The sequence below is a fragment of the Myroides sp. NP-2 genome, from assembly GCF_014145665.1.
Classification (GTDB): domain Bacteria; phylum Bacteroidota; class Bacteroidia; order Flavobacteriales; family Flavobacteriaceae; genus Flavobacterium.
In genome coordinates this window covers 146,901-163,952 of record NZ_JACHTD010000008.1, presented here as the reverse complement: position 1 = coordinate 163,952, position 17,052 = coordinate 146,901, and the positions used below count along the sequence as shown (strand labels likewise).

13 protein-coding genes are annotated in these 17,052 nt (G+C 38.4%); 6 read left to right on the top strand and 7 right to left on the bottom strand.

From position 1 onward, the window contains the following. Window positions 1–6: 6 nt before the first annotated feature. Window positions 7–1,287 (bottom strand): M64 family metallopeptidase, encoded by a 1,281-nt coding sequence (locus H4K35_RS09840; protein WP_182627454.1) that lies wholly within the window; start codon window positions 1,285–1,287, stop codon window positions 7–9. 241 nt (window positions 1,288–1,528) lie between these two features. Between H4K35_RS09840 and truA the strand changes: the two genes are divergently transcribed. The 4 genes from truA (at window position 1,529) to lpdA (ending at window position 7,384) form a co-directional block, all read left to right on the top strand. After that, window positions 1,529–2,266, top strand: coding sequence for a tRNA pseudouridine(38-40) synthase TruA (truA, locus tag H4K35_RS09835; protein WP_182627453.1), 738 nt, complete (start codon window positions 1,529–1,531; stop codon window positions 2,264–2,266). Beyond that, the gene (locus tag H4K35_RS09830) at window positions 2,263–4,017 is read left to right on the top strand and encodes an ABC transporter ATP-binding protein (RefSeq protein WP_182627451.1); all 1,755 of its coding nucleotides are present in this window, start codon (window positions 2,263–2,265) and stop codon (window positions 4,015–4,017) included. The genes truA and H4K35_RS09830 overlap by 4 nt, the downstream gene beginning before the upstream one ends. A 231-nt stretch (window positions 4,018–4,248) precedes the next feature. Continuing rightward, window positions 4,249–5,724: a DASS family sodium-coupled anion symporter gene (locus H4K35_RS09825; RefSeq protein ID WP_182627449.1), complete on the top strand. Its 1,476-nt coding sequence runs from the start codon at window positions 4,249–4,251 to the stop codon at window positions 5,722–5,724. A gap of 268 nt (window positions 5,725–5,992) precedes the next feature. Beyond that, a complete protein-coding gene (gene lpdA, locus H4K35_RS09820; protein ID WP_182627447.1) occupies window positions 5,993–7,384 on the top strand; it encodes a dihydrolipoyl dehydrogenase in 1,392 nt (463 codons plus the stop codon). A gap of 447 nt (window positions 7,385–7,831) precedes the next feature. Here lpdA and H4K35_RS09815 read toward each other — a convergent pair whose 3' ends face one another. Together H4K35_RS09815 and H4K35_RS09810 are read right to left on the bottom strand one after the other, a co-directional pair. Continuing rightward, on the bottom strand, window positions 7,832–8,524 hold the full coding sequence (locus H4K35_RS09815; RefSeq protein ID WP_182627445.1) for a LytTR family DNA-binding domain-containing protein: 693 nt from the start codon (window positions 8,522–8,524) through the stop codon (window positions 7,832–7,834). Then, complete coding sequence (locus H4K35_RS09810) at window positions 8,500–9,492, bottom strand: sensor histidine kinase (protein ID WP_255492420.1); 993 nt, start codon at window positions 9,490–9,492, stop codon at window positions 8,500–8,502. Before H4K35_RS09810 ends, H4K35_RS09815 begins: the two co-directional genes overlap by 25 nt. A 159-nt stretch (window positions 9,493–9,651) precedes the next feature. Between H4K35_RS09810 and H4K35_RS09805 the strand changes: the two genes are divergently transcribed. Together H4K35_RS09805 and H4K35_RS09800 are read left to right on the top strand one after the other, a co-directional pair. Beyond that, window positions 9,652–12,033 carry a TonB-dependent receptor gene (locus H4K35_RS09805; protein WP_182627443.1) on the top strand — a complete coding sequence of 794 codons (2,382 nt, stop codon included), beginning with the start codon at window positions 9,652–9,654 and terminating at the stop codon, window positions 12,031–12,033. Between the two features lie 4 nt (window positions 12,034–12,037). Further along, on the top strand, window positions 12,038–12,889 hold the full coding sequence (locus H4K35_RS09800) for a DUF4249 family protein (protein ID WP_182627441.1): 852 nt from the start codon (window positions 12,038–12,040) through the stop codon (window positions 12,887–12,889). Window positions 12,890–12,930: 41 nt separating this feature from the next. Here the strand turns inward: H4K35_RS09800 and recN are convergent, their stop codons facing one another. Genes recN through H4K35_RS09780 form a run of 4 tightly spaced genes read right to left on the bottom strand, consistent with a single transcriptional unit; the run spans window position 12,931 to window position 17,042 of the window. After that, a complete protein-coding gene (gene recN, locus H4K35_RS09795; RefSeq protein ID WP_182627439.1) occupies window positions 12,931–14,586 on the bottom strand; it encodes a DNA repair protein RecN in 1,656 nt (551 codons plus the stop codon). A gap of 36 nt (window positions 14,587–14,622) precedes the next feature. Further along, complete coding sequence (locus H4K35_RS09790; RefSeq protein WP_182627436.1) at window positions 14,623–15,513, bottom strand: DUF4835 family protein; 891 nt, start codon at window positions 15,511–15,513, stop codon at window positions 14,623–14,625. After that, window positions 15,506–16,711, bottom strand: coding sequence for a bifunctional phosphopantothenoylcysteine decarboxylase/phosphopantothenate--cysteine ligase CoaBC (gene coaBC / locus H4K35_RS09785; RefSeq protein WP_182627434.1), 1,206 nt, complete (start codon window positions 16,709–16,711; stop codon window positions 15,506–15,508). Before coaBC ends, H4K35_RS09790 begins: the two co-directional genes overlap by 8 nt. Before the next feature lie 13 nt (window positions 16,712–16,724). Next, complete coding sequence (locus H4K35_RS09780) at window positions 16,725–17,042, bottom strand: DNA-directed RNA polymerase subunit omega (protein WP_182627432.1); 318 nt, start codon at window positions 17,040–17,042, stop codon at window positions 16,725–16,727. Window positions 17,043–17,052 lie beyond the last annotated feature (10 nt).

Sequence of the window (17,052 nt, the reverse complement as noted above, 5' to 3'; positions counted from 1 at the left end):
CAACTATTAATCAAGGTAAAACTGAATCAACTTTTCGATTGCCTGTTGACAAACGGCACAGAATTTATCGTATTGATTGGTGCGCATACGACATTCTAACGCTCCTTTGTAAATTCCATTCCCTGCTAATCCTTCGTAAACACCTATAGGGTATTTCTTTGCCTGGTCCACAGGAGTAGGTATAGGGGTCCCTTTTTTCAACAGTTTTTTCCATTTGGAATCAAAATCTTTTAACGTGGTTATGTTTTGCTCCCAAGGTTCTGTTTGATTGGAAATAAACTCACTCAATACATCTTGTTCGTAAAAGTACTCGTCTGCCAATCCCGCAAAACTATGTCCAAACTCATGCACAACCACAGGTTTAAAATCCGCATGTCCCGTTGTAGTCAAAGTGTAGGAATTGTATATTCCACCACCGCCGTACACATCGGTATTCGCAAGGATGATAATGTGTTCATACGGAATTCCTGCAAGGAGATCATGTACTTTTTTCAGGCGATTTGTCGTTAAATAACGCGCAGAATAAAACGTATCAAAATTTGATTCAACAGCCGTTGTCTTCCAATCGCCACTACGAGGTACACTAACTCCAGAATCAGTAGATGGGCTTTTTACAGCAATAAAATTAAAGTAATCACTAAATTGACCAAATGGTTGATGCTTTAGTATTTCCTCAACAGAAACTTTTGCGGCATCGATAAATTGATCCATTTGTTCTACAGTATAGCCTTCTGCAAGGAATACTACGTTAATTGCCTTGTCGCTGTCTTTGGCCTGATGCAGGTATTCATGTGGCGTTACCTCCGCTATTCCCTTGTCGTGAATCAACATATCTTGGGGTTGAATCACATGGGTTAACGTACTTTTCTCTCTTCCATTTTCATCAAATAGCACAACTTCTACTTTGGTTTGTTGCTTTGGAAACGGAACTAAAAAAACATTTTCAAAACTCTTCGTCGTCGTTACTGCCTCTTCTGTTGATAGCCACTCTTGAAATAGCGTACTAAAACTCGTGCTATAGATCAGCTGATTCGTTGCTTGGTCATATAGGCGCACTTGTCCATTTCCTCTAAGTGGATTTTCACTCAGGTGATGAGTTCTCCCTGCCCAAGTTGGATAGCGGACTAATTCATCTAACAAGATATACTGCTGATCGACATTTCCTCCAAAAATATAATCCAATCTCAGGGTTTTATTCTCGAAATATTGGTTAAAATCTTGGGCTTGAGCTGCAGTAAATAGTCCCCCCAACAAGAAGCCTACTACCACCTTTTTTATTGTTCTCATGATCGGTATCGTTTTCAAAAAGTAAAAATAAAACTATTTCGCTACTTTATCGTTTGCTTTTTGATTTTGTTTATGCTGTGGCGTTTTGTTTACTGTTTAAATGACAATCCACACAAACAACAAATCTCTCTTTAGTTCTGTGCCCTTATATTTGTTTTGATATTCGATCAACCTTCCCTGTGTTTCGGTTTTCCATTTCCTATTTTTGAAGTATATTTGTAGGCTTAAAACGAGACCTATTTTGAGATATTTTATCGAATTTGCGTATAATGGTGCGAACTATCACGGCTGGCAATTACAACCTAATGCACCTACTGTACAGCAAACGTTAACCGAGGCTATTTCGACCTTACTGCGCCAACCGATTGAACTCACTGGAGCAGGTAGAACAGATGCAGGTGTACACGCCAAGCAGATGTTTGCGCATTTTGACTGCGAAGATCCCTTGGATAAATCGGTTTTGATTCAAAAAATGAATTCGTTTTTACCCGCTGATATTGTGGTATACCAATTTCACGATGTCCCAGCTGATGCACATGCTCGTTTTGATGCGACAGATCGAACCTACGAATACCATATGCATCTATTTAAAGATGCGTTTGTTCACCCGTTGAGTTACTATCACCACCGACATTTGGATGTAGAACTGATGAATCAAGCGGCTCAAATTTTATTTGAATACGAAGACTTCGAGTGTTTTTCAAAGACTCATACAGATGTCTTCACGTTTAATTGCACCATCCACAAAGCGGAATGGACCTATATCAACGACAATCAATTGGTTTTCACCATACAAGCTAACCGATTCTTGCGCAATATGGTACGCGCTATTGTCGGCACATTGATCAACGTGGGATTACACAAAATCACCCTTGATGATTTCAGAACAATCATCGAAAGCAAAGACCGTGGAAAGGCAGGATTCTCAGTTCCCGGAAAAGGCTTATTTTTAACAAAAGTAGGTTACCCTTATTTATGAAAAAACTAAACTCCATATCCTTACGCAAAACATTAGCATATGCCAAACCCTATCAGAGTAGATTCCGTTGGGTAATCTTCTTTGCTATTGCTTTATCAATCTTTGCTGCGGCTCGTCCATATATGGTCAAAGAAACCGTAAACCAATACGTACAACCCAAAGATCAAAATGGTCTTCTACTCTATGTTGGACTAATGGCTATTGTCTTGATTTTGGAAGTGACCTTTCAGTTTTTGTTTACCTATTGGGCTAGTTGGTTGGGACAAGATATCGTCAAAGACATACGCGAAAAATTATTCAAAAAAATAATCTCTTTTCGCATGCGCTATTTCGACAATGAACCTGTTGGTAAATTAGTAACGCGTTCGGTTTCAGATATTGAATCCATCGCTAGTATTTTTAGCCAAGGTTTGTTTATGATTGTCAGCGACTTGCTAAAAATGTTTGTGGTCTTGGCGATTATGTTCTACATGAACTGGAAGCTCAGCTGTATTGTTTTATTGGCCATGCCTATTTTGCTTTACGCCACTCGTGTTTTTCAAATCAAAATGAAATCTGCCTTTCAGGAAGTGCGCACGCAAATTGCCAACCTCAACACCTTTGTACAAGAGCGAATCTCAGGAATGAAAATTGTACAACTCTTTACTCGTGAAGAGATTGAATATGAAAAATTCAAAGAAATTAATGAAAAGCACAACCAAGCTTGGTTGAAAAACATTTTGTATAACTCCATTTTCTTTCCTATAGCGGATATTGTATCCTCATTGACCTTAGGGCTTGTGATTTGGTACGGCGGGATGTCTATTGTTCAAGGGGACAACCTCACTACCTTTGGAGATTTATTTGCCTATACGATGCTAATCAGTATGCTATTCAACCCCTTGCGTCAAATTGCGGATAAATTTAACGTCATGCAGATGGGAATCATTGCGGCAGAACGCGTGTTTGAAGTGCTGGAAATGGACGAGACAATTGAAAATAACGGAACCATTATAGCACCGTCGTTCAAAGGTGATATTTCCTTGAGTAACGTACACTTTAGCTATATTCCAGGAGTGGAAGTCTTAAAAGGCATCGACCTTCAAATTAAAGCAGGTCAAACCGTTGCAATTGTAGGTTCTTCTGGAGCTGGAAAATCAACCATTATCAACTTACTCAACCGCTTCTACGATATCAATGCAGGTCAAATTAAAATTGACGGTATTGATATACACGATTTTGAACTAGCTTCACTGCGTCAGCAAATTGCTATCGTACTCCAAGATGTCTTCTTGTTTAGCGATAGTATTCTCCATAATATCACCCTACACAATCCCGCTATTTCAAGAGAATTTGTTATTGAATCAGCTAAGAAAATCGGCATTCACGATTTTATTGTCAATTTACCTGGTGGATATGATTACGACGTAAAAGAACGCGGGGTTATGTTGTCTTCTGGTCAACGTCAATTAATCGCCTTTTTGCGCGCCTATGTAAGTAAACCAAGTATTTTGATTCTCGATGAAGCAACCTCTTCCATTGACTCACATTCAGAAGAATTACTTCAAAAAGCAACGGATTACCTCACTCACAATCAAACATCTATTATCATTGCCCACCGTTTAGCCACAATCGTAAACGCCGATGTCATTATTGTGATGGATAAAGGGAAAATTGTGGAAAAAGGAACCCACCAAGAGTTGTTAACCTATGAAAATGGTTACTATAGAAACTTATATGAATCTCAATTTAAGGCAGTTGAATCAGCTTAATTCCTGCCCTTTACAAATATACAAAAGAGGTCTGTTTGCATACAGATCTTTTTTTTTTTTGTTTTCTGCTCGTGTAAAAGTTTCATTATTCAAAAAAAACAAGACAAAAATTAAGTTTGGTCTATTTATTGGTAGATACTAAAAATAGTATTCAGATGTAAATCAAGGAAATGTACCGTTTATAGTCTTCCGAGATAAAGCATGCATCCGTTGAATTAAAAAAAATTGAAGATGGCTTATACATTAGAACCGATCAAACCAATCCCCACTGCAATCGCTGTGTCGCTAACCCTACTTATTTGGTTTTGCATTCCCGTTCCCGAAGGTGTAGCCCCTAATGCTTGGCATTTACTGGCATTATTTGTAGGTACCATTGCTGCCATTATAGGCAAGGCTTTGCCCATTGGCGCTGTTTCTATTGGTGCTATCGCCTTAGTTGCTGTAACGGGTGTTACTAATCCGGGAAACTCCAGAGCAGCCTTAGTTGATGCGTTAAGTGGATTTTCTAATGATTTAATTTGGCTAATCGGTATTTCAATCATGATTTCTATTAGTTTGTGTAAGACGGGATTAGGCGCTCGAATTGGCTACTTTCTCATTTCTTTATTCGGCAAAAAAACGCTGGGTATCGCTTATGCCTTAGCCTTTGCAGAAACGATTTTAGCACCTGTTACCCCGAGTAATACGGCTCGTGGAGGTGGAATTATCTATCCCATTATGCGTTCCATTTCTGAGAGCTTTGGATCGAGTCCAACGGAAGAGTTGAGAAAGCGCATTGGCCGTTATCTATCCTTAGTCAACTACAATACCAATCCCATTACCTCTGCGATGTTTATTACAGCAACCGCTCCCAATCCTTTAATTGTCAGTTTGATCTATGAAGGAACCGGTGCGAGTTTCCACTTATCTTGGGGAATGTGGGCTATAGCTGCTTTTGTACCAGCACTTTTTTCACTGCTGATTATGCCTATAGTTATTTATAAAATATGTCCACCCGAAATTAAGAAAACTCCAAACGCTCCTGTATTTGCGAAAGCACAGTTGAAAACACTAGGACCTTTTTCACTACCTGAAAAAATCACATTGAGTGTCTTTGTGCTGCTGCTCTTGCTTTGGGCTGGTGTTCCCGCAATGTTCTTGGGAGATGATTTTATTGTACAACCAACAACTGCTGCTTTTATTGGTTTATCCATCCTCTTGGCAACGGGCGTACTCACCTGGGATGATATTCTCAAAAATAAAGGCGCTTGGGATACCATCGTTTGGTTTGCTGCCCTTGTGATGATGGCCAGCTTTTTAGGCAAACTAGGGCTCGTCTCTTGGTTGGCCCAAACCGTTGGTACTGGAATTAACCACCTTGGAGTCAATTGGATTACTGGCACCTTGATCCTGCTACTCGTATACGTGTATTCACACTACTTTTTTGCCAGTACAACCGCCCATATTACAGCGATGTTTGCCGCTTTTTTTGCTGCAGGAATCGCCTTGGGAACACCCCCTATGCTACTAGCCTTACTCCTCGGGTTTTCGTCCTCCCTTATGATGTCGTTGACCCATTATGGTACGGGAACCGCTCCCATTATATTTGGCGCCGGTTATACAACACTTGCAGAATGGTGGAAAGTCGGCTTTATTATTAGTCTTGTAAACTTGTTCATTTGGATTATCTTCGGAGGCCTGTGGTGGAAACTTCTAGGCTATTGGTAATCGCCTATTACTTCAATTGTTTTATTATTTTACCATTGCGTGAGATTTCTCCATAATCTCACGCTTTTTATTTCTGTTAGTCTCTATTGTATTAGAAGATATACAACAATTTAAACTATTACTTACAAATTATACGCTAAAACACATAGACTAAGAAGTTCAATTTATAATTCTATAATTTACAGTCCATCAACTTTTCAAACTCGAAAGTTTCAAGTACGGAAATAATTGATTATTTTCGTAGCGTAAAATATAGAAATACATACATATGAAATTCGATATTATTGTTTTAGGAAGTGGCCCTGGAGGGTACGTTACTGCAATCAGAGCCTCTCAATTAGGTTTTAAAGTAGCAGTAGTTGAAAGAGAAAACTTAGGAGGTATTTGCTTAAACTGGGGATGTATTCCTACGAAAGCACTTCTAAAATCTGCACAAGTTTTTGAGTACTTGAAGCATGCTTCTGACTACGGTTTGACAATTAATGGAGAAGTTGATAAAGATTTCGATGCTGTAGTTGCACGTTCACGTGGAGTTGCTGCTGGAATGAGCAAAGGTGTTCAATTCTTAATGAAAAAGAACAAAATTGAAGTTATCGATGGATTTGGAAAAGTAAAACCTGGAAAAAAAGTTGACGTAACAGATAAAGATGGCAAAGTAACGGAATATACCGCAGACCACATCATCATCGCAACAGGAGCTCGTTCTAGAGAATTGCCAAACTTACCACAAGATGGCACAAAAGTAATCGGATACCGTCAAGCCTTAACGTTGGCAAAACAACCAAAGAAAATGATTGTTGTAGGTTCAGGTGCAATTGGCGTTGAGTTTGCTTATTTCTATAACGCAATGGGAACTGATGTTACTGTTGTTGAATTTATGCCAAACATCGTTCCGGTAGAAGATGAAGATATTTCTAAACAATTCGAGCGCTCATTGAAGAAAGCTGGAATCAAAGTTATGACAAATGCTTCTGTTGAGAAAGTTGACACTACAGGTGAAGGAGTAAAAGCGACGGTAAAAACAGCTAAAGGAGAAGAGATCATCGAAGCGGATATCGTTTTATCAGCAGTAGGGATCAAAACAAATATCGAAAACATCGGTTTAGAAGAAGTAGGAATTGCTACAGACCGCGATAAAATTTTAGTAAACGATTTCTACCAAACGAATATCCCTGGATACTATGCAATTGGAGACGTTGTTCCTGGACAAGCTTTAGCACACGTTGCTTCTGCAGAAGGAATCTTATGTGTTGAAAAAATTGCTGGTCACCATGTAGAACCATTAGACTACGGAAATATCCCTGGATGTACGTATGCTACACCTGAAATTGCTTCTGTTGGATTAACAGAGAAAAAGGCAATCGAAGCAGGATACGAAATCAAAGTTGGAAAATTCCCGTTCTCAGCTTCTGGAAAAGCACAAGCTGGTGGTACACCTGACGGATTCGTAAAAGTAATCTTTGATGCAAAATACGGAGAATGGTTAGGATGCCACATGATCGGTGCTGGTGTTACAGATATGATTGCTGAAGCCGTTGTTGCTCGTAAACTAGAAACAACTGGATACGAAATCTTGAAAGCCGTTCACCCTCACCCAACAATGAGTGAAGCTGTAATGGAAGCTGTTGCTGATGCTTACGGAGAAGTAATCCACTTGTAATTCACAACTGAATTATACCGTTCAAAACATAAAAAAAGTCTGTCGAAAATCGACAGACTTTTTATTTTTATCCTATTTTGCATCTACTTTTTCTAGTCATCACTTTGAAAGAAACGCATAATTGACTATATTTAAACCTATTAACCTATAAATAGTTTCATTATGAATCGTTTTACAACTGCTTTATTACGGAGCATCTCCTTTTTATTCTTGGTCGTCGGCTTGATCCTATTAGTCCAAAATATCGACCAATTACTCTATAAACAAACCTTGGAAATTGGTACCCTTACCCTCGCTCTCGCCTGCCTTGCCCTCTGTATACTCGGACAACGAAAATTAAAAAAATCAAAAATATCTCCTTTCTAGTTCAGCTAGCTTTTTGTAGATAGCCCTACCCCCTTAAAAGCAGATCAAGTGTTTGACAAAAACACACAAATTTCCTTTTCATTATTCAATGAGAATCTGATACTTTCTTCCTACTGGTATCTCAATATTGGTGTGCAGGGTTACCTTGCCCAATTCTTTTTTGACGATTTGTTTTCGGTTTACAATAAACGATCGATGCACTTGAATAAAGTGATCAGGCAATTCTGTCTTGATACTAATTAGCGATCCATAAACAAAATAGCTCTTACTGCGATGCTCAACGAAAATCTTGATGTAGTTTCCTGCACTTTCTATAAAGATAATTTCATCCACATCAATGGAAATATCTAAACCATCCTCGCGAATTTTCAATATATTTTCCTGCACTTCACCGGTAGATTCTCTTCGATTCTTGCAGAAAATTTTAGCTTTTTCGATGGCTTTTAAAAACTTGCCAAAAGAAATAGGTTTCAACAAATAGTCTACCGCATCTTTTTCATACGATTCTAACGCAAAATCAGAGTATGCTGTTGTGATAATCGTCACGGGTTTTACGGCAACCATATCTAGGAGTTCCAAACCTGAAATTAGGGGCATATTAATATCCAACAACAAAATATCAACTTCGTGTTTCTGCAAAAAAGCCAATGCTTCCCGCCCTGAAAAGGCATTGCCTACGCATTCTAAATCTTCACATTGACTAATATGACTCATCAATACTTGATGTGCCGGTTTTTCATCATCTACAATTAAACAGGTGTATGTAGTCCCCATAATGTAAGTTTTGCTTTATAACTATTTTTTTGTTCCTCTACGCTGAAGTGCGCTTGTATTCCCGAAACTTCCAATCGCCTTCTCAAATTGCTTAATCCCAAACCCGTACCTTGTTTTTGCCTTTCTTTTAGCAGACAACTATTGCTGATTTCAAAAAATATTTTTCCTCCCTCTTCTTTCCAGCGAATTAAAATATATGGTTCTTCTGTTTGTAAACTAAATTTTACAGCATTTTCGACCAAGCTAAAAAACAAGAGTGGCGGAACATAATAGGCCTCTAAATTTCCACTATATTCACTCTCAACTACTAAAGAATCGCTGGTGAACTTATAGTAATCCAAGTATTCATTTACAAAGTCAATTTCCAAATCAAGGTGGACTTCTTCCTTTTTACTTGCCTCAATTTGATAGCGAAATAAATGTGAGAGTTGTAAGATTCGATTGGGTGTATCGGTGGGGTTTGTCAGTGCTTCCCCATATAAGTTATTCATCGCATTGAGCAAAAAATGAGGGTTGAGCTGCATCTTCAAAAATTCCAACTCCGCAACAGTATTCGCTAATTTTCTCTCGCGTAAGGTTATATTTTGAAAGGCCCATTGGTGAATAAAATACGTTCCCGTACCCAAAATGGTAAAAAATAACGTATTGACAATTTCGAGAATCAAAGATTTAAATTCACCTACATAAATAGCATATTGACTTAAACAAAAAACACCAATCACTAAATAAACAGAAAACCAAAGCAAGAAAGACTCGTATTTCTTAGTCAGTAAAAACCGTTTAATAACAAAGACGTTATTGACGTATATCAGTGCATAAATTAGTGCAATGGCGGGTACCATTTCCGCCAAAATTTCTCGAATACTTTTGTTTCCCAAGCTCGTATATTGAATAAAGCCAAAGATTAAGCACAAAGTAAACAGCCCAAAAATATTTCGATACCATATATTAGAATACCATCTCCACATCTCAACTACTTTATGGAATAAAGATAAGAATTCCAACACATTGATTGCAAAAAACTTATATAAAGACCATTAAGATAAAAGTTTTGTTTTTTGTATAAGTAACGGTAATAAAGAGAAGAAACTTAGTTACTTTCGCATACAAATAAATCATAAAATACGATGCTATATTGTCAACGTGGAAAGATTTTCCTTTCCTTTATTCTGTTTTTTATTACCCTGGGGATGCATGGACAATCTGCTTACCTCTTACAAGGGACAATCAAAGACGAGCAGGAACCTTTAATCGGAGCGACTATTTATATTGATGAAATCAATAATGGTGTAATTACCAATGAAAAGGGATACTATTCGATCGAGTTAAAAGAAGGATCTTATACCTTAAAAGTATCCTATATTGGCTACATTGATCGCGTGACGACTATTCAGGTAACCAAAGACCAAACCCTCAATTTTGTACTCAAAACGGATTCATCTGAACTATCTGAGGTGGTTATTGTACAGAATAGAAACAAAGCAGATATTCGAAAACCTGAAATGAGTGTCAATAAAATGACCACTGAAGAGATAAAGAAAATTCCCGTCGTGATGGGAGAAACGGATATTTTAAAGTCGATTCTTCAATTGCCTGGAGTTACCAATGCGGGAGAAGGTGCTGCGGGTTTTAATGTTCGCGGGGGAAGTGCAGGACAAAACTTGGTCCTATTAGATCAGGCTAGTGTGTACAGCTCTTCTCACCTCTTTGGGTTCTTTTCCATTTTTAATGCAGATGCCATCCGAGATTTAAAACTGTACAAAGGGGGAATTCCCGCTCGCTTCGGAGGAAGAGCTTCTTCTGTGCTCGACGTTTATCAAAAAGACGGCAATAAAAATGATTATTCATTTGAAGGAGGAATTGGTGTTATCTCAAGCCGCCTTCTAGCCGAAGGACCAATCCAAAAAGGCAAGTCGTCTTTCCTCATTGCTGGACGTGGCTCTTACGCCCATTTATTTCTCAAACTTACCGATAACAAAAACTCCGCTTACTTCTACGACATCAACACCAAGTTGAGTTTTGATATCAATGAAAAGAATAAAATCAATTTTTCTGCTTATTACGGTAGAGATATTTTTAGTTTTACTGATCTGATGAAAAACAGCTTTGGAAACCTAGCTGTTACCTTAGATTGGAGAACCTTATACAGCGATAAATTAACAGGTAATTTATCGTTAACAACGAGTCAGTATGATTATGACCTCGATTTGGATTTAGTTGGATTTAACTGGACCAATGGGATTAAGAGTATGCAAGGAAGATATGATTTCTTACACGACATTAACCCGGCCTTGCAATTGCGCTATGGTGTTGGGCATACAGCATACATTTTCTATCCTGGAACCATCAAACCAACAACAAGTGATTCTTCGATCAACTACAAGAAAATAGACAATAAGTATGCTTCAGAAAGCAGTGTTTACGTAGAAGCTGAACAAAATTTCGGTCAGCATTTTAGCGTGAACTACGGACTTCGTTTTTCTCATTTCAACGCCAAAGGAAAGGGAGTTGAACACGTATATGCCAACAATCAACCTGTTCGATACGACAGCGAATTGGGCGTCTACAAAATGGCAGATATTTTAGAAACGACCTATTACAAGAAAAATAAATCAATCGAACAGTTCAACAATATAGAACCTCGAATTGGCGTTGCCTATATACTCAATGACAATCAATCCATTAAGGCAAGCTACAACCGCATGACCCAATACATTCACTTGATGTCTAATACGGCAGCACCAACGCCTTTGGATATTTGGACGCCAAGTGGTAAATACACCGATCCCGAACTTGCAGATCAAGTAGCATTGGGGTATTTTCAGAACTTTGCGGATGGTAAATACAGCTTAGAGACAGAAGTGTTCTTTAAAAAAGTAAAAAATAGCATTGACTATATAGACGGCGCACAACTAGTAGGAAATGAAGCGATCGAACGCGTTATTCTCAACGGAGAAGCACGCGCTTATGGTTTAGAAGTATTAGTTAGAAAAAACATAGGGAAATTGACAGGATGGGTTGCTTATACCTTATCAAGAGCAGAGCAACGAACACCTGGCAGAACAGCAGGCGAACCAGGAATCAACAACGGAAATTGGTATAGAGCTTCTTATGATAAATTACACGATTTATCTATTACTGCTATGTATGAATTAAACCCAAAATGGTCTTTTGGCGCTAGTTTCACCTTGCAATCTGGTCGTCCAATTACCTATCCGGAAGGACAATATGAATATTTAGGACTACGCGTTCCAAAATTTGGAGACCGCCACGCAAATACAATGCCTGCCTATCACCATTTGGATATCTCTGCTACCTATACACCCAACCCAGACTCGACAAAACGCTGGAAAGGGGAATGGGTATTTGGAATCTACAACCTGTATAGCAGATACAACGCTGCTTCGATCTCCTTTAGAGAAAATGAAGATATTCGCGGAAAAAATGAGGCTGAAAAAATGTCTATCTTCGGATTAGTACCAAGTGTTACTTACAATTTTAAATTCTAAACAAATGAAAGCAATCTATTCTATTATATTCTTACTCCTGCTGTCTTTGACTTCTTGCACAGAAATCATTGATATTGATTTACCCACTGCAGAACCTAGATTAGTTGTGGAAGCCAATTTAGATTTTGAGCGCAATCCCGTTTCCGATACGATAATGCCTGCTTATGTAAAATTGAGCCTAACAACGGATTACTTTAATCCGGAAATCCCCCCTGTTAACAATGCAGTTGTTTGGGTAGAAGATCCTACTGGTACTAAATATCCATTCCTAGAATTGGAAAAAACGGGAATCTATTATTCCACAGAAATAGAAAAACCAACCGATGGAGCAGTTTTTAAATTGCACATTGAATATGACAACGATATTTACGAAGCAAAAGAGCAATATATCGCAAGTCCGGAGATCTTAGAGATTACGCAAAAAAGAGAAAAATACTTCGACAAAGATTACTATGTATTACGCGTATACTATCAGGACACGCCTCGTGTGAATGAGAACTTGAATTACTACTATTTGTATTACCACTATGAAAAGAAAGCTCCTCAACCCCGCGTAGTATCAAACGAATACTCCATTGGCAATCGCATGGAATCCCTTTACATTGTAGATGAAGATGCGAAACCAGGAGAAAAAGTAGAAATTGAACTCGCACAGATATCGCGAAATTACTACGATTTTGCCATGAGTTTTTTCGATGCCATTAGCAATGGTGGTGGACCTTTTCAAGTGCCAAGTGGTCGAATTATTGGAAATGTCAAAAATATAACCACACCAGAAAAAGAAGCGTTGGGATACTTCCGAATTATTGAGAAACAAAAAACAATTCACACAATCTTCGAGCAACCGAAGCCGTAATAAAAAAAGCGACTGTAGTCGCTTTTTTTTTATGTTTACCGTTAACTATTCAACAACTCCTTTGCGTGTTGTAAAGCAGAAGCTGTAATATCTTTTCCTGACAGCATTTGAGCAATTTCCTCTATGCGTTGTTCGGGATTTAGTTGAATCAGTTTAGATGTGGTAGAGTCTCCTTCAGAGGCCTTAAACACTTTATAATGTTGGTGACCTTTTGCGGCGATTTGCGGTAAGTGAGTAATGGCGAACACCTGCATAAGTGTACTCATGTCTTTCATGATTACCCCCATTTTATCCGCTACCTCTCCAGATACCCCTGTATCAATTTCGTCAAAAATAATGGTAGGCAAGTTGGAATAACGCGCTAAAATCGCCTTAATGGCTAACATAATACGCGATAATTCTCCCCCTGAAGCCACTTTTTTAAGCAAGCCGTAATCCATCCCCTTATTTGCAGAAAACTGCAATTGCATTTGATCTTTTCCGTTGTTTAGGTAGTGATCTACTGTTTTAAAATCGAACTGGAAGGTCGCATGTGGCATTCCCACCAAAGTTAATATTTCAACCAATTGATCGCTCAAGGCTGGAATGGCTTGTTGTCTTGCTTGTGACAATACAGCAGCCAATTCATCTAATTTGACCAATAACGTGGCAATTTCTTTTTCAACAGCAAGGATTTTCTCCTGTATGTCGCCAACTTGAAAAACTTTGTCGTTTAAATCTGCCTCAATGGACAGTAACTCTTCAACCGTATTGACCTGATGTTTTTTCTGTAGGGCATACAACATTTGTAAGCGCTCATGCACGACAGTTAGACGCTCTGGATCCAACACCACGTGATCCACTTCGCGTTCTATTTCATTAGCTAAATCAGCCAATTCAATTTCTGCACTCACAACGCGATTGTATAGCTCTTCGTAGTCTTTAGAAACTGTCGCTGTCTTTTGCAAGGTTTGTCTCAACTCTTTTAAGCCTTGAATTACCCCTACTTGATCTGCGCTTAACAACTGAGTCGCAAGCGCAAAACTCTCGCGTACATGTTCGACATTGTTTAATTTTTCGAATTCACTTTCTAACTCCGCCTGATCAATGGTCGACAGTTGAGCAGCCACCAATTCTTCCAACAAAAAAGCATGGTAGTCTTGTTCCTTCAACAATTCTACTTCGTCTTCTTTTAATTGCTGGAGTGAAGCAAGCGCTGTTTTATATTGTTTGAGGTATTTTTGGTACTCCTCTAAAGTTTCTTCATTCTTTGCTATAGCGTCAATCACCTTGATTTGATACGTTTCCTCACTTAATTCACTCGTTTGATGTTGAGAGTGAATATCGAGTAGAACCGCACTCAACTCTTGCAAATCCGTTAAATTTACAGGAGAGTCATTGACAAAAGCTCTTGATTTTCCAGAAGGTAAAATCTCTCTTCGAATAATGGTTACAGGCTCGTAATCCATATCCAAAAAAGAATATAGTTCTTCCAATTTATAAGGATCAACGCTAAATTGTCCTTCAATCACGCATTTCTCTTCCTTATTTTTCAGTGATCCCAAATCGGCACGTTTTCCTTGCAATAGGCCTAATGCACCTAAAACAATTGATTTTCCAGCGCCTGTCTCACCAGTAATAATAGAAAAACCATTAAAAAAATCAATTTCTAAATGGTCAATTAATGCGAAGTTTTTTATACTCAAAGAAGTAAGCATAATTCGAGACTATTTTATTTTACAATGGAAAGATACTTATAAATTATTCCACTTCGAAGCATTTAAGGGAGATATTGCGTGTAAAATTTCAACTACTCGCTTCTTGTTTGGATCGGTAACCCCACTGTATAAGTTTACCAATTCCTCCGTTTTTGTATCGAAGAATACGCGAATTAAGAAGGCATTTGATCGCACTGCATTGTATTGTCTTAAATCGTTTAACCCCTGAAATACGCCATTTCTGCCTTGTTCTACCCCTTCACTCATTAGATCTAATCCAAGGCGGTGATAGTTGTACAGCGCTTCTCTAAAAGGCTTGCTAGCACCTGAAGACAAATCATTCACCAAAACATAACGCGTATTGGTTCCATCCCCTTGTTTCCATCCCTTTGCGTTGGATTGTTGTGCCATAGAGGCAATCAGTGATGCTTCTTGATAGTAGGCCGTACCGCCTTCTTTGGAAAACGTATCGCTATCCATGCCCAAGATAATATTGACATAAAACGAAATCAAGGAAATAAGATTGGATTCATAACTGCCTGCACTATAGCGAAGCGGTTCAAATTCCGTATAACTAAAAGCGATGTCTTTGTCGTTGAAATTCAACACTGGACTACTATAAGTTGTATTAAAAACTGGTCGTCCAAATTGCACTTGCAACGTTCCTGATACATTGGCATTATTGTCAAAAGAGCTTACCGTTAACAAAAAAGTACAGTCGATTTTTTCATTGGGATTCACGCGTTGTGAACTCCAGTTGGTTTGATTCAGCAATTCTTTTAAAGACTTTTCTAGCGTTCGGAAATAGTTTTGATGTGTATTTCCAACTTGTGCAAAATTCACACTGACATTGGCGTTTAGTTCTTGGGCTTGGCTCGTAGCGATCCAAAGAAAAAAACAAGCGAAAAGTCCAAAAAGTTTATTCATAGTGTTGAATGATTTTATTGACAATATCTTGAGCGACCTCCTCTTTTGATTTGAGCTCCATAGGTTCTACCGCAAAAGCCTTATCGATAAAGGTAACCTTATTGGTTGGTTTTCCAAAACCTGCTCCTGTATCATTAAGTGAATTTAGCACAATTAGATCTAAATTCTTCTTGGTAATTTTCAGCTTGGCATGCTCCACTTCATTTTCCGTTTCCAAGGCAAAACCAATCAGGTATTGGTGTTTTTTGATTGCACCTAAAGAAGCGAGAATGTCCGGATTTTTATCCATGGTGATGGTAAATTCCTCGGCATTCTTTTTTATTTTTTGGGTTGCAATTTCCTTGGGACGATAATCTGCTACAGCTGCTGCAGCGACTACTACATCTACTTGATCAAAATAACGGTGACAGGCCTCATACATATCGAGCGCAGAAAGTACATCGACAACAACTACACGGGCGTCCTCTATTTTTTGATTAGTCGGACCACTGACTAAAATTACCTCACCTCCCTGTTTGGCTACTTCTTTGGCAATATCGTATCCCATTTTTCCAGAGGAGTGATTTCCAATAAAACGCACAGGATCGATCGGTTCGTATGTAGGTCCGGCTGTAATTAAAACTTTTTTCCCTTGAAGAGGTAAATTTTGGGTCAAAGAAGCTTCTAAAACTGACACAATAGTCTCAGGTTCAGCCATTCTTCCTCTTCCAATTAAACCACTGGCTAGTTCTCCTTCTTCTGCGGGAATGATCACGTGATTGTAGGAAGTAAGTGTGGCAAGATTTTTTGCTGTTGAGGGGTGAATATACATATCTAAGTCCATAGCAGGTGCTAGATAAACCGGACATTTCGCAGACATGTACACAGCTAATAGTAAATTATCACATAAGCCATTGGCCATCTTAGCTAATACATTGGCTGTGGCTGGTGCTACGAGCATCAAATCCGCCCAAAGCGCTAATTCTACGTGATTATTCCATGTTCCTCCTTCTTCTGCATTAAAAAACTGCGTATAAACAGGTTTTTTTGATAAGGTAGAAAGCGTATATGGAGTTACAAATTGATGAGAAGCAGGTGTCATGATCACTTGGACCTCGGCACCTGCTTTAATTAGTAAACGTACTAAATTTGCCGTTTTATAAGCGGCAATTCCACCAGTTATACCTAGTAATATTTTTTTTCCGCTTAACACTGACATATGATAGTATATGTTATTTGTTAACTTGTTTGTATGAAATTTTTCCTTCCAACCATTCTTCAACTGCTAATGCTTGTGCTTTAGGTTGTTTTTCGTAGAACTTGGATACTTCAATTTGTTCCTTGTTTTCAAAAACTTCATCTAAGCTATCATTATTCGTAGCGAACTCCTCTAACTTATCGATCAATTCGTTTTTAATTTCAACGTTGATTTGACTTGCTCTTTTTGCGATAATAGTAATAGCTTCATAGATATTACCAGTTGGCTCTTCAATTTTACTCTTGTTATAAGTAATTGTGTTTACTGGAGCAGTTGTTTTCTTTAAATCCATTTTACGCTTA